General features: G+C 66.4%; 24 protein-coding genes and 1 tRNA gene. 14 read left to right on the top strand and 11 right to left on the bottom strand.

Annotation, left to right across the window (positions count from 1 at the left end; translation table 11 throughout):
- Window positions 1-12: 12 nt before the first annotated feature.
- Genes THIARS_RS11595 through ftsB form a run of 5 tightly spaced genes read left to right on the top strand, consistent with a single transcriptional unit; the run spans window position 13 to window position 4557 of the window.
- A complete protein-coding gene (locus tag THIARS_RS11595) occupies window positions 13-1695 on the top strand; it encodes a CTP synthase (RefSeq protein ID WP_094161073.1) in 1683 nt (560 codons plus the stop codon).
- A gap of 9 nt (window positions 1696-1704) precedes the next feature.
- Entirely contained in the window at window positions 1705-2541 is an 837-nt protein-coding gene (gene kdsA, locus THIARS_RS11590; protein WP_094161072.1) for a 3-deoxy-8-phosphooctulonate synthase, read from the top strand.
- Between the two features lie 13 nt (window positions 2542-2554).
- Entirely contained in the window at window positions 2555-2842 is a 288-nt protein-coding gene (locus THIARS_RS11585; protein ID WP_094161071.1) for a DUF1330 domain-containing protein, read from the top strand.
- 39 nt (window positions 2843-2881) lie between these two features.
- Entirely contained in the window at window positions 2882-4165 is a 1284-nt protein-coding gene (gene eno / locus THIARS_RS11580) for a phosphopyruvate hydratase (RefSeq protein WP_094161070.1), read from the top strand.
- Window positions 4166-4209: 44 nt separating this feature from the next.
- Window positions 4210-4557, top strand: a complete 348-nt coding sequence (ftsB, locus tag THIARS_RS11575; protein WP_094161069.1) for a cell division protein FtsB — start codon at window positions 4210-4212, stop codon at window positions 4555-4557.
- A gap of 18 nt (window positions 4558-4575) precedes the next feature.
- On the opposite strand, the gene hslO is transcribed toward ftsB, so the two are convergent.
- Genes hslO through THIARS_RS11560 form a run of 3 tightly spaced genes read right to left on the bottom strand, consistent with a single transcriptional unit; the run spans window position 4576 to window position 6430 of the window.
- Window positions 4576-5514: an Hsp33 family molecular chaperone HslO gene (gene hslO / locus THIARS_RS11570; protein ID WP_094161068.1), complete on the bottom strand. Its 939-nt coding sequence runs from the start codon at window positions 5512-5514 to the stop codon at window positions 4576-4578.
- Window positions 5511-5906 carry a hypothetical protein gene (locus THIARS_RS11565; protein WP_141202395.1) on the bottom strand — a complete coding sequence of 132 codons (396 nt, stop codon included), beginning with the start codon at window positions 5904-5906 and terminating at the stop codon, window positions 5511-5513. The genes hslO and THIARS_RS11565 overlap by 4 nt, the downstream gene beginning before the upstream one ends.
- Window positions 5903-6430 carry a gamma carbonic anhydrase family protein gene (locus tag THIARS_RS11560; protein ID WP_094161066.1) on the bottom strand — a complete coding sequence of 176 codons (528 nt, stop codon included), beginning with the start codon at window positions 6428-6430 and terminating at the stop codon, window positions 5903-5905. Before THIARS_RS11560 ends, THIARS_RS11565 begins: the two co-directional genes overlap by 4 nt.
- A 137-nt stretch (window positions 6431-6567) precedes the next feature.
- Here THIARS_RS11560 and aat point away from each other — a divergent pair, with 137 nt between their 5' ends.
- Genes aat through pagP form a run of 3 tightly spaced genes read left to right on the top strand, consistent with a single transcriptional unit; the run spans window position 6568 to window position 8657 of the window.
- Entirely contained in the window at window positions 6568-7314 is a 747-nt protein-coding gene (aat, locus tag THIARS_RS11555) for a leucyl/phenylalanyl-tRNA--protein transferase (RefSeq protein ID WP_094161065.1), read from the top strand.
- On the top strand, window positions 7311-8063 hold the full coding sequence (locus tag THIARS_RS11550) for an arginyltransferase (protein ID WP_094162103.1): 753 nt from the start codon (window positions 7311-7313) through the stop codon (window positions 8061-8063). The genes aat and THIARS_RS11550 overlap by 4 nt, the downstream gene beginning before the upstream one ends.
- Window positions 8064-8087: 24 nt before the next feature.
- Window positions 8088-8657 (top strand): lipid IV(A) palmitoyltransferase PagP, encoded by a 570-nt coding sequence (gene pagP / locus THIARS_RS11545; RefSeq protein ID WP_094161064.1) that lies wholly within the window; start codon window positions 8088-8090, stop codon window positions 8655-8657.
- A 34-nt stretch (window positions 8658-8691) separates the two neighbouring features.
- Here the strand turns inward: pagP and THIARS_RS11540 are convergent, their stop codons facing one another.
- Together THIARS_RS11540 and THIARS_RS11535 are read right to left on the bottom strand one after the other, a co-directional pair.
- A complete protein-coding gene (locus THIARS_RS11540) occupies window positions 8692-10101 on the bottom strand; it encodes a LutB/LldF family L-lactate oxidation iron-sulfur protein (protein WP_094161063.1) in 1410 nt (469 codons plus the stop codon).
- Window positions 10101-10844, bottom strand: a complete 744-nt coding sequence (locus tag THIARS_RS11535; protein ID WP_094162102.1) for a (Fe-S)-binding protein — start codon at window positions 10842-10844, stop codon at window positions 10101-10103. Before THIARS_RS11535 ends, THIARS_RS11540 begins: the two co-directional genes overlap by 1 nt.
- A 120-nt stretch (window positions 10845-10964) precedes the next feature.
- Here THIARS_RS11535 and THIARS_RS11530 point away from each other — a divergent pair, with 120 nt between their 5' ends.
- Window positions 10965-11771 (top strand): IclR family transcriptional regulator, encoded by an 807-nt coding sequence (locus tag THIARS_RS11530; RefSeq protein ID WP_094161062.1) that lies wholly within the window; start codon window positions 10965-10967, stop codon window positions 11769-11771.
- A gap of 113 nt (window positions 11772-11884) precedes the next feature.
- Here THIARS_RS11530 and pbpG read toward each other — a convergent pair whose 3' ends face one another.
- From pbpG to THIARS_RS11505, 5 genes are all read right to left on the bottom strand, one after another.
- Window positions 11885-12997, bottom strand: a complete 1113-nt coding sequence (gene pbpG, locus THIARS_RS11525; RefSeq protein ID WP_094161061.1) for a D-alanyl-D-alanine endopeptidase — start codon at window positions 12995-12997, stop codon at window positions 11885-11887.
- Between the two features lie 278 nt (window positions 12998-13275).
- Window positions 13276-13350 (bottom strand) — tRNA-Val (locus tag THIARS_RS11520).
- Window positions 13351-13414: 64 nt separating this feature from the next.
- Window positions 13415-14125, bottom strand: coding sequence for a DNA polymerase III subunit epsilon (gene dnaQ, locus THIARS_RS11515; protein WP_094161060.1), 711 nt, complete (start codon window positions 14123-14125; stop codon window positions 13415-13417).
- A gap of 42 nt (window positions 14126-14167) precedes the next feature.
- Entirely contained in the window at window positions 14168-14626 is a 459-nt protein-coding gene (gene rnhA / locus THIARS_RS11510; protein WP_186436667.1) for a ribonuclease HI, read from the bottom strand.
- 28 nt (window positions 14627-14654) lie between these two features.
- Window positions 14655-15536, bottom strand: a complete 882-nt coding sequence (locus THIARS_RS11505) for a class I SAM-dependent methyltransferase (protein ID WP_094162100.1) — start codon at window positions 15534-15536, stop codon at window positions 14655-14657.
- A gap of 24 nt (window positions 15537-15560) precedes the next feature.
- Between THIARS_RS11505 and gloB the strand changes: the two genes are divergently transcribed.
- Window positions 15561-16337 carry a hydroxyacylglutathione hydrolase gene (gene gloB, locus THIARS_RS11500; protein WP_094161059.1) on the top strand — a complete coding sequence of 259 codons (777 nt, stop codon included), beginning with the start codon at window positions 15561-15563 and terminating at the stop codon, window positions 16335-16337.
- Window positions 16338-16347: 10 nt separating this feature from the next.
- Window positions 16348-17964, top strand: coding sequence for a transglycosylase SLT domain-containing protein (locus tag THIARS_RS11495; protein ID WP_245845898.1), 1617 nt, complete (start codon window positions 16348-16350; stop codon window positions 17962-17964).
- Window positions 17965-18007: 43 nt separating this feature from the next.
- Here the strand turns inward: THIARS_RS11495 and THIARS_RS11490 are convergent, their stop codons facing one another.
- Window positions 18008-21649 carry a hydantoinase B/oxoprolinase family protein gene (locus tag THIARS_RS11490; RefSeq protein ID WP_094162098.1) on the bottom strand — a complete coding sequence of 1214 codons (3642 nt, stop codon included), beginning with the start codon at window positions 21647-21649 and terminating at the stop codon, window positions 18008-18010.
- Between the two features lie 495 nt (window positions 21650-22144).
- Here THIARS_RS11490 and hemF point away from each other — a divergent pair, with 495 nt between their 5' ends.
- The 3 genes from hemF to rsfS are packed head-to-tail and all read left to right on the top strand — an operon-like array spanning window position 22145 to window position 24403.
- Window positions 22145-23059, top strand: coding sequence for an oxygen-dependent coproporphyrinogen oxidase (gene hemF, locus THIARS_RS11485; RefSeq protein WP_094162097.1), 915 nt, complete (start codon window positions 22145-22147; stop codon window positions 23057-23059).
- Window positions 23056-23700 carry a nicotinate-nucleotide adenylyltransferase gene (nadD, locus tag THIARS_RS11480; protein ID WP_245845897.1) on the top strand — a complete coding sequence of 215 codons (645 nt, stop codon included), beginning with the start codon at window positions 23056-23058 and terminating at the stop codon, window positions 23698-23700. Before hemF ends, nadD begins: the two co-directional genes overlap by 4 nt.
- On the top strand, window positions 23687-24403 hold the full coding sequence (gene rsfS, locus THIARS_RS11475) for a ribosome silencing factor (protein ID WP_094161057.1): 717 nt from the start codon (window positions 23687-23689) through the stop codon (window positions 24401-24403). The genes nadD and rsfS overlap by 14 nt, the downstream gene beginning before the upstream one ends.

The following is a 24403-nucleotide window of genomic DNA, read 5'->3' as shown; positions in this document are numbered from 1 at the left end:
TTACATGGCGTCATGACCCAATACGTTTTCGTCACCGGCGGTGTGGTGTCCAGCCTCGGCAAGGGCATCGCAGCCGCATCCCTGGCCGCGATTCTCGAGTCGCGCGGCATCAACGTCACCCTCATCAAGCTCGACCCCTACATCAACGTCGACCCCGGCACCATGTCGCCGTTCCAGCACGGCGAGGTGTTCGTCACCGACGACGGCGCCGAGACCGACCTCGACCTCGGCCACTACGAGCGCTTCATCCGGCGCTCGATGCACCGGACCAACAACTTCACCACCGGCCAGATCTACGACAGCGTCATCCGCAAGGAGCGCCGCGGCGAATACCTCGGCAAGACGGTGCAGGTCATTCCGCACATCACCAACGAAATCCAGGAATACATCCGGCGCGGCGCGGGCGAAGGCTCGCCCGACGAGGCCGACGTGGCCATCGTCGAGATCGGCGGCACCGTGGGCGACATCGAGTCCCTGCCCTTCCTCGAGGCCGTGCGGCAGATGAGCCTGCGCATGCCGCGCCACCACAGCGCCTTCGTACACCTCACCCTGGTGCCCTTCATTCCCGCCGCCGGCGAGCTCAAGACCAAGCCCACCCAGCACAGCGTGCAGAAGCTGCGCGAGATCGGCATCACCGCCGACGCCCTGCTGTGCCGCGCCGACCGCCCGATTCCGGACGACGAGCGCGAGAAGATCTCCCTGTTCGCCAACCTGCCGCAAGACGCCGTGATCTCGGTCTGGGACGCCGACAGCATCTACAAGATCCCGCGCATGCTGCACGAACAGGGGCTGGACACGCTGATCTGCGACAAACTCAAGCTCGTGGGCGGCCCGGCCGACCTGTCGGCCTGGGACGCGCTGGTGGCCTCCGAGGCGCACCCGCGCCACACGCTGCGCATCGCGATGGTGGGCAAGTACACCGATCTGTCGGACTCCTACAAATCGCTCAACGAGGCGCTGCGCCACGCCGGCATCAAGAATGCCGCCAAGGTGCGCATCACCTACCTCGATTCCGAAACCCTGGAGCCGGGCAACATCGACCAGCTCGGCGCCTTCGACGCCATCCTGGTGCCCGGCGGCTTCGGCAAGCGCGGCGTGGAAGGCAAGATCCTCGCCGCGCAGTACGCCCGCGAGCAGCGCATTCCTTACCTGGGCATCTGCCTGGGCATGCAGGTGGCGACGATCGAGTACGCGCGTCACAAGGCCGGGCTGGCAGGAGCCAACAGCACCGAGTTCGAGCCGACCACGCCGCATCCGGTCATCGCGCTGATCACCGAATGGCAGGGCCGCGACGGCGCCGTGCACCAGCGCACCGACCAGTCCGACCTCGGCGGCACCATGCGCCTGGGCGCGCAGGAAGCGCGGGTGCAGCCCGGCACGCTGGCCCATGCCATTTATGGCGACACGGTCAACGAACGCCACCGCCACCGCTACGAAGCCAACGTGCAGTATCTCGAGGCGCTGCAAAAGGCCGGCCTGGTGATTTCCGCCACGACCACGCGCGAACAGCTGACCGAAATCGTCGAGCTGCCGCAAGCGGTGCACCCCTGGTTCATGGGCGTGCAGTTCCACCCCGAATTCAAGTCCACCCCGCGCGACGGACACCCCCTGTTCACAGCCTTCGTGCAGGCCGCGCTGGCGCAGCAGCGCGCCGGGGGTGTGCCGACGGGCAGCGCCGCTGCGGTCAACGCCTGAGGCATGGCCATGCAACTGTGCGGATTCGAAGTCGGCCCCGACAAGCCGCTGTTCCTCATCGCCGGCCCCTGCGTCATCGAAAGCGAGCAGCTCGCCATCGACACCGCGGGGGAGCTCAAGGCCATCTGCCAGGATCTGGGCATTCCATTCATCTTCAAGTCGTCCTTCGACAAGGCCAACCGCTCGTCGGCCCAGTCCTTCCGCGGGCTGGGCATGGATGAGGGCCTGCGCATCCTGTCGGAGGTGAAGCGGCAGCTCGGCGTACCCGTCATCACCGACGTGCACGAGGACACGCCGCTGGCCGAGGTGGCTGCGGTGGTGGACGTGCTGCAGACCCCGGCCTTCCTCTGCCGGCAGACCAATTTCATCCAGAACGTGGCCCGTATGGGCCTGCCGGTCAACATCAAGAAAGGCCAGTTCCTCGCGCCCTGGGACATGAAGAACGTGGTCGACAAGGCGCGCGCGGTGGGCAACCAGCGCATCATGGCCTGCGAACGCGGCGTGAGCTTCGGCTACAACACCCTGGTGTCGGACATGCGCGCCCTGGCCATCATGCGCGACACCGGCTGCCCCGTGGTGTTCGACGCCACCCACTCGGTGCAGCAACCCGGCGGCATGGGCGACAAGTCCGGCGGGCAGCGCGAATTCGTCCCGGTCCTGGCGCGCGCGGCGGTGGCCGCTGGCATCGCCGGGCTGTTCGCCGAGACCCATCCGGACCCGGAGAAAGCTCTGTCCGACGGGCCCAATGCCATGCCGCTGCGGCATATGCGCGCCATGCTGGAGGATCTGAAGGACATCGATGCGGTGGTCAAGCGCCGTGGCTATCTCGAAAACCTGCTGCACTGATTCAAACCCGCTCATGGCCGCCTACATCATCGCCGACGTCGACGTCACCGACCCAATCCAATACGCGCAGTACCGCACCCTGTCGTCCATCGCCATGCAGGCCTATGGCGCCAAACCCATCGTGCGCGGCGGTGCGGTCGAGACCCTGGAAGGTCCTTGGCAACCCGGACGCGTGGTGGTGCTCGAATTTCCCGACCTGGACACGGCGCGCCGCTTTTACGATTCCCCCGAATACGGCGCAGCGCGCCAGGCCCGCGAAGGCGCCGCGCTGATGCGCATGATCCTGGTGCAAGGCGCCTGAACCCTTTTCCCTGAAAACCGCACAACCCCTGGAGAATCCATGAGTGCAATCGTCGATCTCAACGCGCGCGAAATCCTCGACAGCCGCGGCAACCCAACGGTGGAATGCGACGTGGTGCTGGAAACAGGCTTTCTGGGCCGCGCCGCGGTTCCTTCGGGCGCCTCCACTGGCACCCGCGAGGCCGTGGAACTGCGCGACGGCAACGCCCAGCGCTACGGCGGCAAGGGGGTGCTGCGCGCGGTCGAGCATGTCAACACCGAAATCACCGAGGCCGTGATGGGCCTGGACGCCTCCGAGCAGGCTTTTCTCGACCGTACGCTCATCGAACTGGACGGCAGCCCGAACAAGTCGCGCCTGGGCGCCAACGCGCTGCTGGCCGTGAGCATGGCCGTGGCCAAGGCCGCGGCCGAAGAGGCCGGCGTTCCGCTGTACCAGTATCTGGGCGGATTCGCCGCCTGCGAGCTGCCGGTGCCGATGATGAACGTCATCAACGGCGGCGCGCATGCCAACAACAGCCTGGACATGCAGGAATTCATGATCATGCCGGTGGGCGCGGGCAACTTCCGCGAGGCGCTGCGCTACGGCGCCGAGGTGTTCCACGCGCTCAAGGGCATTCTGCACGACCGCGGCATGCCCACCACAGTCGGCGACGAGGGAGGTTTCGCGCCCAACGTGGCCAGCCACGAGGCGGCGCTGCAACTCATCAGTGAGGCCATCGAGAAAGCCGGCTACAGGCCCGGCGAGCAGATCGCCATCGCCCTGGACCCGGCTTCCAGCGAGTTCTACAAGGACGGCAAGTACCACCTCGCCGGGGAGGGCCTGGTGCTTGGCTCGGAAGAACTGGTGGCGCTTTACGAGAGCTGGATCGGCAAGTACCCCATCGTCTCCATCGAGGATGGCCTGGCCGAGCAGGACTGGGACGGCTGGAAACACCTCACCACCACACTGGGCAAGAAGGTGCAGCTGGTCGGCGACGACATCTTCGTCACCAACGCCGAAATCCTCAAGCGCGGCATCGAACAGGGCATCGCCAACTCCATCCTGATCAAGGTCAACCAGATCGGGACCCTGACCGAGACCTTCGCCGCCATCGAAATGGCCAAACGCGCAGGCTACACCGCCGTGGTGTCGCATCGTTCGGGGGAAACCGAGGACACCACCATCGCCGATATCGCCGTGGCCACCAACGCCGGCCAGATCAAGACCGGCTCGCTGTCGCGCTCGGACCGCATCGCCAAGTACAACCAGCTGCTGCGCATCGAGGAGAACCTCGGCGACGTGGCACGGTTTGCCGGCCGCGCCACGTTCTACAACCTGCGCTGAACGCGGCATCGACCGTCGTGCCTGTGCTCTCGCAAGCTTGGGCGATGCGCTGGGTCACTCTGGTTCTCCTGGCCGTGCTGCTGCTGCTGCAGTGGCCGCTCTGGTTTGGCGAACGCAGCTGGCCGCAGGTGCGCCAGCTGCGCGCCAACCTGGACGCCCAATACCAGGCCAACGAACAGGCGCGGGAACAGAACCAACGGCTGGAAGACGAAGCCCGCGACCTGCGCCACGGCATGCAGGCGGTGCAGGACCGCGCACGGCGCGAGATGGGGATGGTCAAACCCGACGAGATCTTCGTGCAGATCCTGCCGGCATCGAGTCCGATGCCGCCGCCGGCGCCGATCGCATCCCAACCCATGCCTGGCGCCGCCAAGCCCGCCCCACGGCGTTGACGCCGCGGGGACGGCGAACTACTGCCGCTGGGTCGGCACGGGCGGCTGGTTGATCTCCGGACGGAACAGCTGGGCCGCATCCACGAGATCGAAACCATAGCGTGCGCCGCAGAACTCACAGGTCACGTCCACCTCGCCCTGCTCCTTGAGCACGGACTCGACTTCATCGCGCCCCAGCATGCGCAGCATGTCGGCCACGCGCAGCTTGGAACAGGTGCAGTGGAAATGCGGCGACTGCGGATTGAAAATGCGCGGCTCTTCCTGCCAGAACAATTTGCGCAGCAGGTCCTCGGGGCTGTCGCGCAGCAGTTCCTCGCGCCCCAGGGTCGAGGCCAGATGCATGGCGCGCGAGAAATCCTCGTCCGCCTCGGCCTGGTTGGCGGCGGCGCCAGCGCTTCCGCCCGTATCCGGCATGCGCTGCAGAAGCAAGCCGCACGATGCCTGCTCGTCCGACGCGAGCATGAGCCAGGAGGGAATCTGCTCGGATCGGGCCAGGTACTGCTCCAGCACTTGGGTCAGGCTGTCGAGCCCCCGGCCTTCGGCATCGGCCAGCGACACGATGCCCTGATAGGGCTGCTGACCGGGGAGTTGCTTGCGCGGATCGAGCGTGATGACGCAGCGCCCCATGCCGTGCGCGTTCGCCAGTTCCCGCAAGCTCGCCTCCTGCTCGATCAGGCCCTCGATTTTCATCGTTGCGCGCAGGCCGAAATCGGGCTGGCATTCCGCCACCGCAAGCCGCAGCGGGCCGTCGCCCTGGATTTGAAGAATCAGGGTGCCATCGAATTTCAGGCTGCCGGCGAGCAGCGCGGAGGCCGCCGTCAACTCCCCGAGCAGGCCCTGCACCACGGCGGCATGCCGGCGTCGTCTGCGCATCTCTGCCCAGCTGGACTGCAGGCGCACGATCACGCCGCGCACATGACCCGCGCCGAGCATGAACTTGAGCAAGGTATCGTTCATCTGGAGAGCACCCCCGCGCTGCGCGCGACCCCGCCAAGCGGGGCTGCGCCCATCTTCGGGCGGCCGGGCGATGGGCTCATGGAGAGCACCCCTGCGCTGCGCGCGACCCCGCCAAGCGGGGCTGCGCCCATCTTCGGGCGGCCGGGCGATGGGCTCATGGAGAGCACCCCCGCGCTGCGCGCGACCCCGCCAAGCGGGGCTGCGCCCATCTTCGGGCGGCCGGGCGATGGACTCATGGAGAGCACCCCCGCGCTGCGCGCGACCCCGCCAAGCGGGGCTTCGCCCATCTTCGGGCGGCCGGGCGATGGGCTCATGGAGAGCACCCCCGCGCTGCGCGCGACCCCGCCAAGCGGGGCTTTGCCCATCTTCGGGCGGCATGGCGATGGGCTCATGGGCGCACCGGCTCCAATTCGGCACGGTAGCGGGCCGCCTTGTTCACATAGGACAGCGCGTTGCGATGCATCTGTTCAATCTGTTCCGGCGTGAGTTCGCGCACGACGCGCGCGGGTGAACCGATGATGAGCGAACCATCGGGGAAAGTCTTGCCCTCGGTGACCAGGGCGCCGGCCCCAACAAGGCAGTTGCGGCCGATGCGCGCGCCATTCAGGATCACGGCATGGATACCGATCAGGCTGCCATCGCCCACCGTGCAACCATGCAGCATGGCCTGGTGGCCGATCGAAACCCCCGCGCCGACCGTCAGCGGGAAACCAGGGTCGGTATGGAGCACCGCCGCGTCCTGGACATTGCTGTTTTCGCCGATGTCGATGGGTTCATTGTCCCCACGCAAGACGGCGCTGAACCACACGCTCGCCCCGGCCGCCAGGCGCACGCGGCCGACGACACACGCGGAATCGGCGACGAACACGCCAGAGGCGACCTCGGGGCCGAGCGCGCCAAGTTGGAAAAGAGACATGCGAACTTTCGTCTGGGGTCAAATTGAAGCGGGCAACCCTTGTGCTGCCCTGCCAAGGCGAGAATACCGCATGACCGGCGACTCAATACCGGTCCCCGCAATTCGTCCGCCTTCACGTCGAGGCCTTCACCACCACCATGACTTGGACCCTTGCCCGCCTGCGTCCCGGGGATCGCTTTCCGCCGCCCGAGCAGGCGCTTCCGAACGATGCTCCTTACCCGGGCCTGCTCGCCGTGGGCGGGCGGGTGGATGCGAAAACCCTGCAGGCCGCATATGCCCAGGGCGTTTTCCCCTGGTTCGGCGCCGACGAGCCCCCGCTATGGTGGACGCCGGACCCGCGCATGGTGCTGGTGCCGGCCGAACTCAAGGTGCGCCGCTCGTTACGGCAGTCGGCGCGGCGGCATTTGCGCGAGGCGCGCCTGGCATTGCGCACGGACAGCGACTTTCGCGCCGTCATGCAGGCCTGCGCCGCGCCCAGGCGCGACACCGAGCAGACCTGGATCGTGCCGGCCATCGTCGACGCCTACTGCACCCTGCACACCCAGGGCCTGGCCCACAGCTTCGAACTGTGGCGCGACGACGAACTGGTCGCCGGCCTGTATTGCGTCTCGCTTGGCGGCATGGTGTTCGGCGAGTCGATGTTCACGCGGGTGGACGACGGCTCCAAGCTCCTGCTGATGGCGCTCTGCGGCTTTTGCCTGCGGCACGGCATCGGCCCCATCGACTGCCAGCAACAAACCGCCCACCTCGCCAACATGGGTGCGCGCCCCTGGCCGCGGGATGCGTTCATGCGCGCGCTGGAGCAGTCCAGCCAGGCGCAAGGCCCTGCCTCGTGGCGGTATGATTGGTCGCAGTTTCAACGCGATTGCGCTCCCTGGCTGTGACCCATCCGAAAGAACTCCCGTTCACCGCGCTGCAGTTCTATTCGACTGCCGGTTACCCCTGCAGCTACTTGCCCGGGCGTCAGGCGCGCTCCCAGGTGGCCACGCCCAGCCACCTCATCCATGCCGAGGTCTACACCAGCCTGGTGCAAGCGGGTTTCCGCCGCAGCGGACTGTTCACCTACCGGCCGCAATGCGACGACTGCAAAGCCTGCATCCCCCTACGTGTGCTGGCCCTGCGCTTCGCCCCCAACCGCGCACAGCGCCGGGCCTGGGTACGGCACGCCGATCTGCAGGCCAGCGTGCTCAAGCTGGGTTTCGTACCCGAGCATTACCAGCTCTACCTGCGCTACCAGGCCCGCCGGCACGCGGGCGGCGGCATGGACCAGGACAGCATCGACCAATACACCCAGTTCCTGCTGCAAAGCCGGGTCAATACCCGGCTGGTGGAGTTCCGGGCCCCACCCGACAGAGACGGCGAACGCGGCCCGCTCAAAATGGTGTCGATCGTCGACCTGCTGTCCGACGGCCTGTCGGCCGTCTACACCTTCTACGAACCCGATGACGCGGGTGCCAGCTACGGCACTTACAGCGTGTTGTGGCAGATCATGCAAGCCCGCGCCATGCAGCTGCCTCATGCCTATCTGGGCTACTGGATCGCCGCGAGCGAGAAAATGGCCTACAAGTCGCGCTTCCGTCCGAACCAGATTTTTAGCCATGGGCAGTGGATAGAATCCGCCACCTCACAATAAATAAGCTTCGCCGCACCGACTCCCATGCGCTCCACGCTTCTCGCCGTTTTACTCGCAGCCATCTCGATGCTGGCCCCCGTCAGCCAGGCGTCCGTCCTGGGGTCCGCGCAGAACTGGGCGGACGGCGTCGGCCAGAACCTCACCAACATCTACGACCACGGCAACTCCGACCTGTTCGTCTCCGGCTACACCTGGCACGACCCCAGCACCTACACCGCCGCCAAGCGCGCCACCCTCAACAGCCATGCCTGGGGCCTGGGCTGGGGCAAGCACCTGGTGGACGCCAACGGCAACGACCAAATGGTCTACGCCATGGTCTTCTCGGACTCGCACCGCAACGCCGAACCGGTGGTGGGGTACACCAAGCAGTGGTTGTGGAACCCCGTGGGCAAGCTCAAGTTCGGCGCCGGCTACACCGCCGGCATCACCTCGCGCGCCGACATCTTCAACAACATCCCCTTCCCGATCGCCCTACCCCTGCTGTCGGTAAGCTACGGCCGCTTCACGCTCTACGGAACCTTCCTGCCCAAGGTCAGCAACACCCTGAACAACGGCAACGTGGCCTTCTTTTTCGCCCGCTACGCCTTCCACTGAACATTGCCGAGGCGGCCGTCGCGACGCGACGGGGTCAACGAGGCCCGCGCCGCGCGAATTGACTGCGGAACAAGCCTCCCGGGGGTGCCGGCATGTCACGGTAGCGGCTCCAGCCCGAAGCCATCGGCACATGCTCGATGCGCCCGCCCGAACCACCCAGGCGCGCCAGCAACCACGCGATGGTTGCGCTCGCGGGCCGATAGAGCCGCGGATGCAGCGCGGCATAAGCCCAGGCACGCAGCATCAGCCGCTCGGCCCAGGGCCGCAGGTTCCGCTCGAACTGCTTCTCGCGCAACTTGCGCAACAAGTCCGGCAGCGGAATGCTCATCGGGCACACCACCTGGCACTGGCCGCACAAGGTCGCGGCATGCGGAAGATCCAGCGCGTTCTCCAGGCCGACATAATTGGGGGTGAGCACCGACCCCATCGGCCCCGGGTACACCCAGCCATAGGCATGGCCGCCAACCTTCTGGTAGACCGGGCAATGGTTCATGCAGGCGCCGCAACGGATGCAACGCAGCATGTCCTGAAATTCCCCGCCCAACAATTCGCTGCGGCCGCCGTCGAGCAGGACGAAGTACATATGCTCGGGACCATCCGGCTCGGTCGCGCCACGCACCCCTGTGAGTAGCGAAACGTAGTTGCTGATGGCCTGGCCTGTCGCCGAGCGCGGCAGCAGGCGCAGCACGGCGGCGAAGTCCTCCAGCGTGGGCAGGACCTTCTCGATCCCGGTGATGGCCACATGCACGCGCGGCAGAATGGTGCACATGCCCTCGTTGCCTTCGTTCGTGACAACCGCCACCGAACCCGTCTCGGCAATGAGAAAATTACCGCCGCTCATCCCCATGTCGGCCTGCATGAATTTTTCGCGCAGCACTTCGCGCGCCTCGCGGGTCATGTCCGGGATTTCCGTTTTTCTCGGCTTGTGATGCACGCGCTCGAACAAATCGGCGATCTGCTCCTTGTCCTTGTGCACCACAGGGGCGATGATGTGAGATGGCGGCTCGTTGTCGTTGATCTGCAGGATGTACTCCCCCAGATCGGTTTCCGTGACGGCCACGCCAGCCTGATGCAGGGCGGCGTTCAACCCCATCTCCTCGGTCACCATGGACTTCGATTTGATGGCCGATTTGCAGCCGTGCCTGCGCGCGATGTCCACCACGAGTTGCGCAGCCTCGGCAGGGGTCTGGGCCCAGAGCACGGTGGCGCCGCGGCGCCTGGCCTCGGCTTCGAACCGCTCCAGCCAGACGTCCAGTTCGGCCAGCGCATGATTGCGCCGGGCCACGGCCGCCGCACGAATGTCGTCGAACTCGGGCAAGGCAGCCACCGCAGCGGCGCGCCCGGAAACGAATTTGGTCGAAAGCTTCTTCAGATTTTGCTGCAGGCGTTGGTCGGCCAGCTTCTCGCCGGCCCTGGCCTTGAAATGCATGCTCTGTACTTGCATCAGACATCCTCCTCGGATGTGCCGGCGAGCACTTCGGCGATATGCAGAACGCGGGTGTGCAAGTCGCCTGTGCGGCGCAGCCTGCCCTCGATATGCAGCATGCAGCCCAGATCGCCCATGACGACGGCCTCCGCCCCGCTGGCGTGGATATGCGCGCACTTCTCATCGGCGATGGCCGCCGAGATATTGCCGTATTTCACCGCGAAGGTTCCGCCGAAACCGCAACATTGCTGGCATTGATCCATCTCCACCAGCTCGACGCCAGGTTGCAGCGCCAGCAGGGCGCGCGGCTGTTGCTGGACGCCGAGTTCGCGCAAGCCGGCGCAGCTGTCGTGATAGGTCATGCGGCCCTTGCTGCTACCGGGCAGATTGCGCAATCGTGCGACATTGACGAGGAAATCGGTGAGCTCGTACAGGCGCGGCTGCAAGCGCTCGTAGCGGCGCAACAAGTCGGCGTGCCCGTTGAACAAGTCGGCGTCATGCGTCTTGAGCGTGCCCATGCAGGAGCCCGATGGGGCGACGACGTAATCGAAGCCCTCGAACTCGTCGAGGAATTTCTGCGCCAGCAGCCTGGCGTTGCGCGCGTCCCCCGCGTTGTAGGCCGGTTGCCCGCAACAGGTTTGCGCCATCGGCACCTCGACGTCGTAACCCGCATGTTCCAGCAGCCGTACCGCAGCCCAGGGAATCGAGGGCCGCATGCTGTCAGCCAGGCAGGTGATGAACAAGCCCACTTTTGGTTTCATCGAAGCATTATCGGCGCGCGCTTTGCTGCAGGGCAAGACTTGGCCTTGAATCGAGGTTCGCGCACCCATGGCGAGATTCCGGATGACAGCCCTGGTTTTCGCCATCTAAAATGCAGCACCATGAGCGCCGTTCAGAAAACAACTCGCGATCAACCCGCCATCCAGGTGATCGAGCGCATGTTTGCCATTCTCGATGTACTGGCCGCCCATTCGGAGCCCATGCCGCTGAAGACCATCGCCGAGCGCACCGGCCTGCATCCATCCACCGCGCACCGCATTCTGAACGACCTGGCCACCGGGCGGCTGATCGACCGCTGCGAGCCGGGCATCTACCAACTCGGCATGCGTCTGCTGGAATTGGGCAACCTGGTGAAAGCGCGCCTGAATGTCCGCGATGTGGCACTGGGCCCGATGCGCGAATTGCACAGGCTCACGCACCAGCCGGTCAATCTCAGCATGCGCCAGGGCGACGAGATCGTCTATATCGAACGGACCTACAGCGAACGATCGGGCATGCAGGTGGTGCGCACCGTCGGCGGTCACGCCCCGCTCCATCTCACCTCGGTGGGCAAGCTGTTTCTCGCCGCAGAAGACCCGCAGCGCGTGAAAGCCTATGCCATGCGCACCGGACTGGTCGGCCATACGCGCAACAGCATCACCAATGCGGCGCAGCTCGAAGCCGAACTGGCACGCGTGCGGCAAATGGGCTACGCGCGCGACAACGAGGAACTCGAACTCGGCGTGCGCTGCATGGCCGCCGGGATCTATGACGACTCCGGGCAGTTGGTGGCCGGATTGTCGCTGTCCGCGCCGGCGGATCGCCTGCAGGAGGACTGGCTCGGCAAGGTTATCGACACTGCGGTCACGATCTCGGCTGCCCTGGGTTACCGCCCGAGAAACAGCGCATCCGTTTCGCGGCGGCTGTAATCCGTTCCTTGTCGGCAGGACAGTGCAGACCGGGGCGCGTGGGCTATCCGCGTGTCCGCGGGCTGCGCTTCGGCCCTGGTTTGCGTGCGCCGGGCCTGGGCTCGCAGCCCGCCTTATTCGCTGACCGAGCTATGCACCAGGCGCGCCGGGGAATCGGCATCGACCGAGCTTGATTCGGTGCGGGTGAGCACCGTACGCCCCGACCGCTCGATCCAGCTTCGAATGCGCTCCGCATCGCCGAAGTGCGAGTACTTGCCCCAGGCGTCAAGCAAGACCACGATCACCTTGCGGCCCTGAACCACGGTATTGAGCACGAGGCAATGGCCGGCTTCGTTGATATAGCCCGTCTTCTGCAACAGGATGTCCCAGCCGCTGTTGAAGATCAGGTGATCGGTGTTGCGGTATTTCAACTCGCGATTGCCGACATCCACGGTGCTCTTCGGGTGCGTCGAGAATTCGCGGATCAGCGGGTAGGCATAGACCGCCTTCACCAGGATGGCCAGATCATGCGCGGTCGACTCGTTCTGCGGCGACAGCCCCGTTGGATCGAGGTAGTGCGTGTGCGTCATGCCCAATTCGGCGGCCTTGCGATTCATCGCCTGCATGAACGCGTCCATGCCGCCGGGGTAGGTGCGCGCCAGGGCGTGCGCGGCCCGGTTCTCTGAGGACATCAGGGCCAGTTTGAGCAGCTCCTCGCGGCTGAGCTTCATGCCGGGGCGCAACCTTGAACTGCTCCACTTGAGTGTGTCGATGTCGTCGTCCGTGATCTCGATGATCTGATCCATCGGCAAATGCGCATCGAGAATGACCGCCGCCGTCATCAGTTTCGTGAGCGACGCAATCGGCCTGACATCGTCAGCGTTCTTGCTCAACAAGACCTGGTTGCTCTGCTCGTCCACCACCAGTGCGGAACCGGAGCGAAGCGCGATCGGGTCCATCGACATATTGCCTTCTCGCGCAACCCGTTGAGTTTCCGGCAAGCGGGCGGCCTTGACAGGCAGATGCCGCGACGTGCGCCGCGACACCGAGGCCACGCGCACCTTGTGCCGCCTCGTCACAATCTTTGGGTGGGGCGCCGCACGCCTTTTCAAGACATGCTTCCTCACGACGACCCGCTTCGCGGAGTCGTGGCGCAGCGTGGCGCCGGAATCCGTCGCGGACTGCTCGCGGCTTGCCGCGAGCGCTTCACACGCGCCGAGCAAGAACAGGGCACAGGCCACCATCATGGTCAAAAGCCCCTTTTGCGGCCAACTGGATCGTGAAGTCTGGGGCATGATGGTGTTCTTGCAGAATGGCTCACAGCCTAACAAAGGCTAAAAATACACGCAAGATCAAAAATTTGCGCACCCAAGTTCATGTCGCTTCAGAATCAAAACCGTCGCGGGGTCAAACAAGGATGTGTGAAGGTTTGACGACCCAATTCCCGAGATCTTGATAGGCGAGCCGCAAAAGAAAACGGCCTCGCTGCGAGGCCGTTTTCTTGCAACGTTTTTCTGGGATCGTCTGGTGGGTGGTACAGGGATCGAACCTGTGGCCCCTGCCGTGTGAAGGCAGTGCTCTACCGCTGAGCTAACCACCCAAACCGCTAATTATGCCATAGGCAAAAAAATCTGAGCCTCAAAACCCGAAGCGGGATTCGTGCATTACAAGTCCGAAATGCCGGCTCTCCAGACTGCGCCTTTGCTGCAGGCCTTGTCCAGCGCCGAGAGAATCGCGTCATGGGCGGCCAACTCCTGCGCATTTGCCGCGAGGACGGGCAGATCGAGACCAGACAGGTCCATCGGCTGGGCGTCCAACTCCCGTTCGGCGTCATCGAGATCAATGACCAGGCTGTCCTGTCCACGGGTCAGCCAGACATAGACCTCGGCCAGCAGTTCTGCGTCCAGAAGCGCGCCGTGCAGGGTGCGACGGGTATTGTCCACGCCGAACCGTTTGCAAAGCGCATCAAGGCTGTTGAATTTGCCGGGAAACTGTGCGCGCGCCAAGGCCAGCGAGTCGGTGATTCCGGCGCAATGTCCCGAGAAAGGCGGCAGCCCCAGGCGGTCCAGTTCGGCATCGAGAAACGCGATATCGAAGGCCGCGTTGTGGATGATGACCTCGGCGTCGCGCACGAACTCGAGCAGGTCCCCGACAATCTGGCCGAACAAGGGCTTATCGGACAAGAATTCTTCGGTCAGGCCATGCACGCGCAAGGCGTCCGGATGGCTGGGACGTTGCGGGTTGACGTAGCGTTGGAAATGCGCGCCCGTGGGCCTGCGCTTGACCAATTCGACGGCGGCCACTTCGATGATGCGATCGCCGGCAGCGGGGTTGAGACCCGTGGTTTCGGTGTCGAGAATGATCTGGCGTGTCATGGGATGGCAGGCGGCTGGGTTTGTCGGAGAAGGGCGCGCGGCTCAAGCGGCGCTGAGCACGCTGTCCACGCCGCGGTTGGCCAGCGCGTCCGCGGCTTCGTTGCCGGGGTCGCCATTGTGGCCGCGCACCCACACCCATGTCACCTTGTGCCGCGCAAGGGCCTTTTCCAGGCGCATCCAGAGATCGACATTCTTCACCGGCTTGCGATCCGCCGTTTTCCAGCCGCGCGCCTTCCAGCCGGGCAGCCACTCGGTCATGCCCTTGAGCACATACTGGGAATCGGTAAACAACTGCACGTCACAAGGTTTGCGCAGGGCTTCGAGCGCCATGATGGCCGCCGTCAGTTCCATGCGGTTGTTGGTGGTTTGCGCTTCACCGCCGAAAAGCTCCTTGCGCGAACTTCCGGCTTGCAACAGGACGCCCCAGCCCCCCGGCCCCGGGTTGCCCTTGCAGGCGCCATCCGTGTAGGCATGCACATGGCTGATGGTGTGGGAATTCATGACGGTGGGTGGGTGATGAAAAGAAATATCAGGGCAGACGACGGCTGTGGGCCACCGGCCGCGCGACGCTGGCCTTCTTGTGCTGGCCCTGCCACAGCTTGCCGACCAAGCGCATGGAGCGCACCCGCTTGGTCGCCACCAGCACATACGCCGCGCCCAGCATGGGCCACCAACGGTCACCGGCCTTTTCCATGAAACGCCAGCGATCCAGCCAGACCTGGGTGCAGGCGGCGGGCCGGTAGCAGCCGTAGCGCCCCGCGGTGACCTCGAAGCTCAGCAGACGCAACCAGTCCCGTACGCGACGGGGCGAGATGAACTCGCCGCGCTGCGGCAGAAACAACGGCCCGCCCAAACGTCCCAGGGCCTGCCTTGCACCCCATAGGCTGACGACATTGAACCCCGCGATGACGACCTGCCCTCCCGCGACGAGCACGCGATCGACCTCGCGCAGGCAGGCATGCGGATCGGAAACCTCCTCGAGCGTGTGCGGAAGCACGACGAGATCCAGACTCTGGGTGGCGAACGGCAAATCCGTGAAATCGCAGACCAGCGCCTCGGTCTCGCCGCCCACGGCTCCATGCCCTTGCACCTCGCCGGACGATGCGGCGCCCTCGTCGCGCGTGGCCGCCGCGGTGAGAATTTGCGGATCGCTATAAATCGGCGAGGGCTCGGACGGTGCGATGGGCTGGCACAGCAGGCGCCGGCCATGGCCGGCGTCGGACTGCATCGGCGCTCCCTGCGCCAGCCAGCGATGCGGCATGCGATTGTGGGCGAGGGCAGACAGCGGCGCCAGCCCGAGTTGGACGGCATGAAAGCCGAAAATGTCCGCCACGATGCGGTCCATCTGCGCCTGCTCCCAGTTCAGCACATAGCGCCCGCTCGGGGTTTTCAGCCAATGGTCGAGACTTATACTCGCGCTGACTTCGGGACTCACATGCATATCGTCGCGCTGCACGCCTTTCGGGATAACTACATCTGGATGATCCACAACGCGCATCACGCGCTGGTGGTGGACCCGGGTGACGCCGGCCCGGTGCTCGCGGCCTGCCAGGCGCAAGGGCTGGAACTCGCAGGCATTCTAGTCACGCACCATCATGCCGATCACACCGGCGGCATCGTCGAACTTCTGGCCGACGCGCGCGTCCCGGTCTGGGGTCCGGCCAGCGAGGCGATTCCCGGCATATCCCATCCGCTGCGCGACGGCGATCGCGTCGCCGTGCCGGAACTCGGACTCGACTTCGAAGTCCTGCACGTCCCCGGCCACACCTTGGGGCATATCGCCTACTACGCCGGAGGCGGGCCGGGCGAGCCCTTGCTGTTCTGCGGCGATACGCTGTTCTCCGCCGGCTGCGGCCGCCTGTTCGAAGGCACGCCCGCGCAAATGCTGGCCTCGCTCGACCGCTTGAGCCGCCTGCCGGCCGCTACCCGGGTGTACTGCACGCATGAGTACACCCTCGGCAACCTACAATTCGCGCGGCGGGTGGAACCCGGCAACCCGTCCGTGCAGGCCTATGCGCAATGGTGCTCGCGCCAGCGTGCCGAGCAGTTGCCGACCCTGCCGAGCACCTTGGGTCAGGAACTGCGCGTAAATCCCTTCCTGCGCGTGGGCGAGCCCGAGGTTCTCGCCAGTCTTGCCGCGCACGCGGGACATGCGCCGGCAGACCGGGTCGAGGCGTTCACCTTGCTGCGCCAGTGGAAAAACGATTTTTGAGGACGACAGGATGCATCGATTGCGACGTTTGAAACTCTTCCTGCTGGTTGCCGCGGTCATGTCCGCAGCCGGTTGTGCCGCAGTCCCTCCATCCTCTCCCAGCGCCTCGGTCGCATCCCCCGCCGTCAACCCTGTCGCGACGGCGGCGCAAGAATCCGCCGCGGCGCAAGCCCCCGTCGCCACCCCACCGAGTCCCGAGCAAATCGCCCGCGACGACGCAATGGAAATGCAGGCCGCGCAACAGGCGGCCGACCATGCCGAAGTCCTCTATGCCAACATCTGGCAGCGCATCCGCGCAGGCTTTGCCATCCCCAATATGGATGGCCCGGCCATGCAGCCCTATGTGCAGCAGGCCGTGCAGTGGTACACAACGCGGCCTGACTACGTGGCCCGCATGACCGAGCGCTCGCGCAAATACCTGTACTACATCGTGCAGGAAGTGCAGCGGCGGCATCTGCCCACCGAGCTGGCGTTGCTGCCGTTCGTGGAAAGCGCGTTCAACCCCGACGCGCTGTCGTCGGCCAGGGCCTCGGGCATGTGGCAGTTCATTCCGTCCACCGGCAAGCACTTCAACCTGCAGCAGAACATGTTCCAGGACGACCGGCGCGACATCATGGCCTCCACCAAGGCCGCGCTGGATTACCTGACCAAGCTGCACGACATGTTCGGCGACTGGAGGCTGGCGCTGGCCGCCTACAACTGGGGCGAAGGCGGCGTGCAACGCGCCATCGCCGCCAACCAGGCCAGGGCCCTGCCCATCAGCTACGGCGCCTTGAACATGCCGGCCGAAACGCGCAACTACTACCCCAAGCTGCAGGCGATCAAGGACATCATCGCCGACCCGGCGAAATACGGCATCACCCTGCCCGACGTGCCGGATCACCCCTATTTCAAGCCGGTGACCATCACCCAGGACATCGACGTCGCGCTCGCGGCCAAGCTCGCGGGGATCACGGTCAAGGAGTTCCGCTCGCTCAACCCGGCGTACAAGAAGCCCGTGATTCTGGCCGCCACGAAGCCCAGGATCCTGCTGCCCTACGACAACGCCAATGCTTTCGAGCAGGCCGTGGCCGACTACACCGGCCAGCTCTCGACGTGGACCACCTATGTCGTGCATGCCACGTCGACGCCCTACCAAATCGCCCGCAGGCTTCACCTGACCGAAGCCACGCTGCGCGACGTGAACGACATCCCGCCGCGCAAACTGGTTCGTGCGGGCTCCACACTGCTCATTCCCCGACCGCCGCAAGACGACCGCGACGTCAGCAAGCACACGGTCGAGAACGCCGTGCTGGCCCTCGCGCCCGACATCCCGCCGGGCCGGCGACAGCGCCTCATCGCCGGCGCGTACGACACGCCGCGCACCGTCGCGCGCCGCTACGGGCTGAGTGCGCTGGAAGTCGCGCGCTGGAACCACATTGCGGAAGACGGACGTTTCCGCCCACGTTCGGTCATCGTCGTCTATTCAAGACGCCCTGTGTTCAAGCAGCATGAGCAGCTTGTCGCCGAGCGCGACAGGCGACGCAAGCCCGGTGTCGCCAAACGGCGGATCGACAAGCGCCCGCTGCACTACGCCGCCAGAAACTCCTACAGGCGCGACGTGAAGGTCGCCCAGGCCCAGCGCTGAACCCACCAGCAGCCGGCTCGGATTGCCCCGGGGCCTGCTGGGTTCAGTTGCCGGGATCGCCGAATCCGCCTCCCCCCGGGGTCTCGATGACCAACACATCGCCCGGCTGCATCGCGACGCTGGCAATCGGGCCCAGCATCTCGACCTCACCGCCGACGCGCTCGACGCGATTGATCCCCAGGGCGCCGGGCTGTCCGCCGGCCATGCCGAAGGCCGGCACCCGGCGTCCGTTGGACAGGATGGACGCCGTCATGGCCTCGAGAAAACGCATGCGCCGCACGCCGCCGTCGCCGCCCTTCCAGCGCCCTGCGCCGCCCGATCCGGCGCGGATGGCGTAGCTCTCCAGCCGCACCGGATAGCGGAACTCCAGCACCTCCGGATCGGTCAGGCGCGAGTTGGTCATATGCGTCTGCACCACGGAGGTTCCGTCGAAGCCCTCCGTGACGCGCCCTTGCGCGTCCAGCGCGACCCCGGCCCCCGATCCGCCCGCGATGGTTTCGTAGTACTGGTGACGTTCGTTGCCGAAGGTGAAGTTGTTCATGGTGCACTGACTGGCGGCCTGCATGCCCAGGGCGCCGAACAGGGCATTGGTGATGCACATCGAGGTTTCCACATTGCCGGCCACCACCGAAGCCGGAGGCGCGGGATCCAGCATCGAGCCGGGCGGCACGATGACCCGCAGCGGCTTGAGGCAGCCTGCGTTGAGCGGGATGTCGTCGCCCACCAGGCTGCGGAACACATAGAGCACGGCCGCCATCGTGACCGCCTTGGGCGCGTTGAAGTTGTTGCGCTGCTGCGGCGACGTGCCGCTGAAATCGATCACGGCGCTGCCGGCCTCGCGGTCCACGCGCAAAGCCACCCGGATACGCGCGCCGTTGTCGAGCTCGAGCGTGTAGGCGCCGTCGCGCAAGGCGCCGATGACCCGGCGCACCGAGCGCTCGGCGTTGTCCTGCACGTGGCCCATATAAGCCTGCACCACCGCCAAACCATGCTCGGCCACCAGCTGCCGCAGCTCCTGGGCGCCCTTGGCGTTGGCCGCGATCTGGGCTTTGAGGTCAGCCAGATTCTGCTGCGGATTGCGCGCCGGCCAAGGCCCGCTGCGCAGCAGGGCCAGGGTTTCGTCCTCGCGCAGGCGTCCGCCCTCGACGAGCTTGAAGTTGTCGATCACCACGCCTTCCTCGTCGATGCGGGTCGAGAACGGCGGCATCGAACCCGGCGTGACGCCGCCGATGTCAGCATGATGCCCGCGCGAGGCGACGAAGAACAGCAGCCGCTCGCCCGCATCGTCGAAGACGGGGGTGACCACGGTGACGTCGGGAAGGTGGGTGCCGCCGTGGTAGGGGTCGTTGAGCATGTACACGTCGCCGGCACGCAAGCGGCCGGCGTTTTCCCGGATCACGGTGTGGATGCTCTCGCCCATCGACCCCAGGTGCACCGGCATGTGCGGCGCATTGGCGATGAGCTGGCCCTGCGCGTCGAACAGCGCGCAGGAAAAGTCCAGGCGCTCCTTGATGTTGACGGAGACGGCCGTGTTCTGCAGTTGCGCCCCCATCTGCTCGGCGATGTTCATGAACAGGTTGTTGAACACCTCGAGCATCACCGGATCGGCCTCGGTGGCCAGGCGCCGCGCGCCGGTGCGTGGTGCCTGGCGCCGCATCTCGATGTGGTTTGCCGCCGTGATGCGGGCACACCAGCCGGGCTCGACCACGATGGTGGTGTTGGCCTCGGCGAGGATGGCCGGGCCGTCCACATGCTGGCCGGGCCGGCAGGCATCGCGCAGGACCAGTGCGCCATCGTGCCAGACCCCGCCGCCGTAAAGGCGAACGCGGCGGTGTATCGGGGCCGGGCCCGGCGTTTCGTCCGCGGGCGCGAGTGCGCCCACCACATCGCCCCTTCCAGCGACTTCCACCGAAACCGCCTCGATCACCAGCGGTCGTTGCGGCATTCGATGGGCGAAGCGCCGGAGGTAGGCCTGCTCGAACGCCGCACGCATGGCGGCGGCCGTGGAGGCCTCGACCTGCAAGGCCGAGTCCGTGCCTTCGTAGCGCAGATGCACGCGCTCGACCACGGCGATGCGCTCGGGCGCCACCCCCTGATCCGTCAATTGCGCACGAGCCGACGCCGCCAATTCGGCCAGCAGCGGCCAGATGCGCTGGACCGCCTCCGCATCGAGCACCGCCTCCACGCTGCGCTCCAGCATCACGGTCTGGTCGGCCAGCCCCATGCCGTAGGCCGACAGCACGCCGGCCAGCGGATGGATCAACACGCTCTGCATGCCGAGGGCGTCGGCCACGCGGCAGGCGTGCTGGGCGCCGGCGCCGCCGAAGCACTGCAGGGTGTAGCGCGTGACGTCGTAGCCGCGCGCCACCGAGATGCGCTTGATGGCGCCAGCCATGGCCTGCACCGCGATGTCCACATAGCCTTCGGCCACGCCCTCGGGCGTTTGCGGCCTGCCGCTCTCGTGGGTGATGCGCGCGGCCAGTGCGGCGAATCGCACACGCACCACTTCCTCGTCGATCGGCTGGTCGGCGTGAGGGCCGAACACCGCCGGGAAGTACTTGGCGCGGATGGTGCCCAGCATCACGTTGGCGTCGGTCACGGTCAAGGGACCGCCGCGCCGGTAGCAGGCCGGCCCCGGGTTGGCGCCGGCCGAATCCGGCCCCACGCGCATGCGCGCCCCGTCGAAATGCAGGATCGAGCCGCCGCCTGCCGCCACGGTGTGAATGCTCATCATCGGCGCGCGCACGCGCACGCCGGCCACTTGGGTCTCGAACGCGCGCTCGTAGTCGCCGGCGTAGTGCGACACGTCGGTCGAGGTTCCCCCCATGTCGAAGCCGATGACCCGGCCATGCCCGGCCTGCTCCGCGGTGCGCGCCATGCCGACGATGCCCCCTGCGGGCCCGGACAGAATGGCGTCCTTGCCGCGAAACGCATGCGCTTCGGCCAGCCCGCCGCTGGACTGCATGAACAGCAGCCGCACCCCGGGCATCTCGGCGGCGACCTGGTCGACGTAGCGCCGCAGGATGGGCGAGAGATAGGCGTCCACCACCGTGGTGTCGCCGCGCGAGACGAATTTCATCAGCGGACTGGTTTCGTGCGAGGCGCTCACCTGGGTGAAGCCGATGTCGCGCGCGATGCGCGCCGCCGTCCGCTCGTGCGCCGTGTAGCGCCAGCCGTGCATGAACACAATGGCCACGGCGCGCAGGCCGGCGTCGAACGCCGCCTGGAGTTGCCGGCGCAAGGCCGCCTCGTCCAGCGCCCGCACCACCTCGCCGTACGCGCCGACGCGCTCGTCGGCCTCGATCACCTCGGCGTACAACAGCTCGGGCAGGACGATCTGGCGGTCGAACAGCCGCGGCCTGTTCTGGTAAGCGATGCGTAGCGCGTCGCGGAATCCGGTGGTGGTCACCAGCAGCACCGGCTCGCCCTTGCGTTCGAGCAGGGCGTTCGTCGCCACCGTGGTGCCCATCTTCACGCACTCGACCAAGGCCGGCGAGATCCGCTCTCCGGGCCACAACCCGAGCAGTTGGCGGATGCCAGCCACCGCGGCATCGCGGTACTGCTCCGGGTTCTCCGACAACAGCTTGTGCGTCAGTAACGAGCCATCCGGACGCTTGGCGACGATGTCGGTGAAAGTGCCTCCGCGGTCGATCCAGAATTGCCAGCGTTGATCGGTGGTCGTCATGCTCTTGAAAGAAAAATTCCCCATGCGTGGGGAGGGTTGGGACGGGGAAGGGTTCGGACTGCCCCGAATTGGCGAAACATCAATCATCAATCGGCCGGTGAAAGGACGCAGACGAGGCAGCAAGGAGAGACCCGGGCTGGCCGATTCTCGCGTGCGTGCCAGCGTGTGTTGCGCAAAAGTAGCACGGTCATCACAACCGGGAAGGACGCTGAAGCCAATGGCCCCTTGATCGCACTCCTGTACTCGAGGCGCGATGGAGTCGATGTTGCCGTCATTCCCGCCCGGTTCGTCAACGCGCAACGCAATGCGCAGGACGGCGCCGTTCGCCGATGGCGCCGTGGCATCCGAGGCCGGCGTTTCCATGCGTCATCCGCCCGTTCCGCTGCCTGCGGTGACGGCGCGGCCGATGACAACCGCAAATCGTGCCTGACGGCGATGACGCATGCCGGCTCCCGTCTGTTGGACAATTCGGTTTTCACCCCCGAACGGCTCACCATGCACGACGACGTCCGAAGCTATCTGCTCGATCTGCAAACCCGCATTCTCGGCGCGCTGGAAACCGCCGACGGCAAACCCTTCCTGCGCGACGCCTGGACCCGCCCGGCCGGCGGGCCGCTGGAGGGCGACGGCGCGACCAGTCTGATCGAGGAAGGCCGGTTGTTCGAGCGCGGCGGCTGCAATTTCTCGCACGTGCGGGGCAAGAAGCTCCCTCCTTCGGCCACCCAGCACCGGCCCGAACTGGCGGGAGCCCCCTTCGAGGCCATGGGGGTGTCGCTCGTGCTGCACCCGCGCAACCCCTATGTCCCCACCGTGCACATGAATGTGCGCATGCTGGTGGCCAAGCCCGCAGGCAAACCCGAAGCGGCCTGGTTCGGCGGCGGCATGGACCTCACGCCCTACTACGGTTTCGAGGACGACGCCGCGCATTTCCACCGCACCTGCAAGGCCGCGCTCGACCCTCTCGACCCCGGCTACTACCCCCGCTTCAAGACCTGGTGCGACGACTATTTCTTTCTCAAGCACCGGAGCGAGCCGCGCGGCATCGGCGGCGTGTTCTTCGACGACTTCGCCGAAGGCGGCTTCGAGCGGGGCTTCGCGCTGATGCGCGCCACCGGCGACGCTTTTTTGCACGCCTACCTGCCCATCGTCGAACGCCGCCGCGCGCTGCCCTACGGCGAGACCGAACGCGATTTTCAGGCCTACCGGCGCGGCCGCTACGTCGAGTTCAACCTGGTGTGGGACCGCGGCACCCTGTTCGGCCTGCAGTCGGGTGGGCGCACCGAGTCCATCCTCATGTCCATGCCGCCCATCGTCAAATGGCGCTACGACTGGCACCCGGCGCCCGGCACGCCCGAGGCCAGGCTGTACGAGGTCTTTCTCAAGCCCCGCGACTGGGCCGCCGCAGCGTGAACCGGCAAGCCAAGGCGCATCGGGCACGCATCGGCCTGCTCGGCGGCAGCTTCGACCCCATCCACTGCGCCCACCTCGAGCTGGCGCACAGCGCGCGCCAGGAACTGGGGCTCGACGCCGTGTGGCTGATTCCGGCCGGCGAACCCTGGCAACGCGACCCACTGGCGGCCTCGCCGGCGCAGCGCAAAGCCATGGTGCAACTGGCGATCGAAGGCCGGGCCGGGCTGCTCGCCTGCGACCTCGAACTCCGGCGCCAGGGCCCGAGCTATACCATCGACACCCTGCACGAACTGCAGGCCACGCATCCGGACACCGATTTCGTCTTCATTCTCGGCGCCGACCAGCTCTCCAATCTCATCACCTGGAACGGCTGGGAAGACATTGCCGCGCGGGTCGACATCGCCGTGGCGCGACGCCCCGGCCACGCCGACGACGCCCCCCCCGCCCTGCTCGACGCGCTGGCGCGCGACGGGCACCGGCTGCATCGCCTGCGGATGGACGCCATCGACCTTTCCGCCACCCGCGTGCGCGAACGCATCGCCCAAGGCAAACCATTGGCAGGCCTCGTGCCCGGCGATGTGGCGCGCTATATTGAAGACCACCACCTCTATTCCAACCCCACCCCGCATGGACATTCGTAAGCTGCAACGCACCATCGTCGACGCCCTGGAAGACGTCAAGGCCCAGGACATCCAGGTGTTCAACACCGAGGCTCTCACCAGCCTGTTCGACCGCGTCATCGTCGCCAGCGGCACCTCCAACCGCCAGACCCGCTCCCTCGCCGCCAGCGTGCGCGACCGCGTGCGCGCCGCCGGCGGCACGGTGAAAAACCCCGAGGGCGAAGGCAGCGGCGAGTGGGTGCTGGTGGACTGTGGCGATGCGGTCGTGCACATCATGCAGCCCGTCATCCGCGCCTATTACAAGCTCGAAGACATCTGGGGCGGCAAGAGCGTCCACCTCAAGGCGCGACAAGACGCCGTGGCTGCGGCCGCGGCGGTCGCCGCACGTAGCGCCGGCGCGGAACCCGCGGCGAAAAAGGTCGCCAAGAAGGCGCCAGCGGCCAAGCCACGTGCCACGACGTCACGCACCGGCAAGACCGGCGCCGCCCCCGCCGCACGCAAGACGCCCGCCAAGCGCAGTGCCTGGCCGGGCACCACGTCCACGACAAGCGCGGGCGACGCCAGCGTCTCAGCATCCCGCTCCCGCGCCAAGCCGCGCACCACGGCGAGCGCCTCGGCCAGCCCGGCCCCCGCCGCGCGCAAGCGCAACACCGGCAGCGGCTCCGCCGCGGGCGGCAAGACCACGGCCGTGCGGCGCGCCCCGGCGAAGAAGTCGGCATCCTGA

This window comes from Thiomonas delicata (genome assembly GCF_900088825.1).
Lineage (GTDB): Bacteria > Pseudomonadota > Gammaproteobacteria > Burkholderiales > Burkholderiaceae_C > Thiomonas_A > Thiomonas_A delicata.
Note: the sequence above shows the minus strand (reverse complement) of the source record. Positions and strands in the feature narration are given on the sequence as shown.

What these genes read in the sequence shown, in the direction of transcription:
- THIARS_RS11595 (WP_094161073.1), top strand. Translation starts at nt 13, where the DNA reads ATGACCCAATACGTTTTCGTCACCGGCGGTGTGGTGTCCAGCCTCGGC.
- kdsA (WP_094161072.1), top strand. Translation starts at nt 1,705, where the DNA reads ATGCAACTGTGCGGATTCGAAGTCGGCCCCGACAAGCCGCTGTTCCTC.
- THIARS_RS11585 (WP_094161071.1), top strand. Translation starts at nt 2,555, where the DNA reads ATGGCCGCCTACATCATCGCCGACGTCGACGTCACCGACCCAATCCAA.
- eno (WP_094161070.1), top strand. Translation starts at nt 2,882, where the DNA reads ATGAGTGCAATCGTCGATCTCAACGCGCGCGAAATCCTCGACAGCCGC.
- ftsB (WP_094161069.1), top strand. Translation starts at nt 4,210, where the DNA reads ATGCGCTGGGTCACTCTGGTTCTCCTGGCCGTGCTGCTGCTGCTGCAG.
- hslO (WP_094161068.1), bottom strand. Translation starts at nt 5,514, where the DNA reads ATGAACGATACCTTGCTCAAGTTCATGCTCGGCGCGGGTCATGTGCGC.
- THIARS_RS11565 (WP_141202395.1), bottom strand. Translation starts at nt 5,906, where the DNA reads ATGAGCCCATCGCCATGCCGCCCGAAGATGGGCAAAGCCCCGCTTGGC.
- THIARS_RS11560 (WP_094161066.1), bottom strand. Translation starts at nt 6,430, where the DNA reads ATGTCTCTTTTCCAACTTGGCGCGCTCGGCCCCGAGGTCGCCTCTGGC.
- aat (WP_094161065.1), top strand. Translation starts at nt 6,568, where the DNA reads ATGACTTGGACCCTTGCCCGCCTGCGTCCCGGGGATCGCTTTCCGCCG.
- pagP (WP_094161064.1), top strand. Translation starts at nt 8,088, where the DNA reads ATGCGCTCCACGCTTCTCGCCGTTTTACTCGCAGCCATCTCGATGCTG.
- THIARS_RS11540 (WP_094161063.1), bottom strand. Translation starts at nt 10,101, where the DNA reads ATGCAAGTACAGAGCATGCATTTCAAGGCCAGGGCCGGCGAGAAGCTG.
- THIARS_RS11535 (WP_094162102.1), bottom strand. Translation starts at nt 10,844, where the DNA reads ATGAAACCAAAAGTGGGCTTGTTCATCACCTGCCTGGCTGACAGCATG.
- THIARS_RS11530 (WP_094161062.1), top strand. Translation starts at nt 10,965, where the DNA reads ATGAGCGCCGTTCAGAAAACAACTCGCGATCAACCCGCCATCCAGGTG.
- pbpG (WP_094161061.1), bottom strand. Translation starts at nt 12,997, where the DNA reads ATGATGGTGGCCTGTGCCCTGTTCTTGCTCGGCGCGTGTGAAGCGCTC.
- dnaQ (WP_094161060.1), bottom strand. Translation starts at nt 14,125, where the DNA reads ATGACACGCCAGATCATTCTCGACACCGAAACCACGGGTCTCAACCCC.
- rnhA (WP_186436667.1), bottom strand. Translation starts at nt 14,626, where the DNA reads ATGAATTCCCACACCATCAGCCATGTGCATGCCTACACGGATGGCGCC.
- gloB (WP_094161059.1), top strand. Translation starts at nt 15,561, where the DNA reads ATGCATATCGTCGCGCTGCACGCCTTTCGGGATAACTACATCTGGATG.
- THIARS_RS11495 (WP_245845898.1), top strand. Translation starts at nt 16,348, where the DNA reads ATGCATCGATTGCGACGTTTGAAACTCTTCCTGCTGGTTGCCGCGGTC.
- THIARS_RS11490 (WP_094162098.1), bottom strand. Translation starts at nt 21,649, where the DNA reads ATGACGACCACCGATCAACGCTGGCAATTCTGGATCGACCGCGGAGGC.
- hemF (WP_094162097.1), top strand. Translation starts at nt 22,145, where the DNA reads ATGCACGACGACGTCCGAAGCTATCTGCTCGATCTGCAAACCCGCATT.
- rsfS (WP_094161057.1), top strand. Translation starts at nt 23,687, where the DNA reads ATGGACATTCGTAAGCTGCAACGCACCATCGTCGACGCCCTGGAAGAC.